This is a genomic window from Pseudomonas sp. PGPPP1, from assembly GCF_002255865.1.
Lineage (GTDB): Bacteria > Pseudomonadota > Gammaproteobacteria > Pseudomonadales > Pseudomonadaceae > Aquipseudomonas > Aquipseudomonas cremoris.
In genome coordinates this window covers 1-777 of record NZ_NKIG01000099.1, presented here as the reverse complement: position 1 = coordinate 777, position 777 = coordinate 1, and the positions used below count along the sequence as shown (strand labels likewise).

At 54.6% G+C, this 777-nt stretch carries 1 protein-coding gene and 1 pseudogene; both read right to left on the bottom strand.

Annotation, left to right across the window (positions count from 1 at the left end):
* Positions 1–9 precede the first annotated feature (9 nt).
* On the bottom strand, positions 10–360 hold the full coding sequence (rplS, locus tag CFE47_RS31335; RefSeq protein WP_003175895.1) for a 50S ribosomal protein L19: 351 nt from the start codon (positions 358–360) through the stop codon (positions 10–12).
* Positions 361–405: 45 nt separating this feature from the next.
* A pseudogene (locus tag CFE47_RS31330) lies at positions 406–777 on the bottom strand (tRNA (guanosine(37)-N1)-methyltransferase TrmD); the annotation flags it as partial.

The following is a 777-nucleotide window of genomic DNA, read 5'->3' as shown; positions in this document are numbered from 1 at the left end:
AAGCTGGACTTAAGCCAGTTTTTCCTTGATGCGAGCTGCTTTACCGGACAGGTCACGCAGGTAGTACAGCTTGGCTTTACGTACGTCACCGCGACGCTTAACGGCCATGCTGTCGATTTGCGGGCTGTAGGTCTGGAAAGTACGCTCTACGCCAACACCGTTGGAGATTTTACGAACAGTGAAAGCACTGTTCACACCACGGTTACGCTTGGCGATTACCACGCCTTCGAACGCTTGCAGACGCGAACGGTCGCCTTCCTTCACTTTCACCTGAACGACAATGGTGTCGCCCGGGGCAAAGGTAGGGATCTCTTTGGTCATCTGCTCTGCTTCGAGTGCAAGGATGATTTTGTTAGTCATGCTGTGCTCCTAAGGTAAGTCAATGGACCTACCATCGATACGTTGTTAACTATCGTCCCGCGCGAGGATGTATTCCTCGAGCAGCTTCTTCTCTTCTCCAGAAAGCGAGCGGCTTTCCAGAAGATCGGCGCGTCGTTCATAGGTCCGACCAAGGGACTGCTGTAAACGCCAACGCCGGATGTGTGCGTGATTGCCACTTAGCAATACGTCGGGAACACGCTGATCCGCATACACCTCCGGTCGGGTGTAGTGCGGGCAATCCAGCAAACCATCCGTGAAGGAATCTTCCTCCGCGGAGTCCGCATGCCCTAAAGCTCCAGGCAGCAGTCGTGTAACCGCATCTATCAGGACCATCGCCGGCAGCTCGCCGCCAGACAGGACATAGTCCCCAATCGACCACTCTTCATCGACATGAGC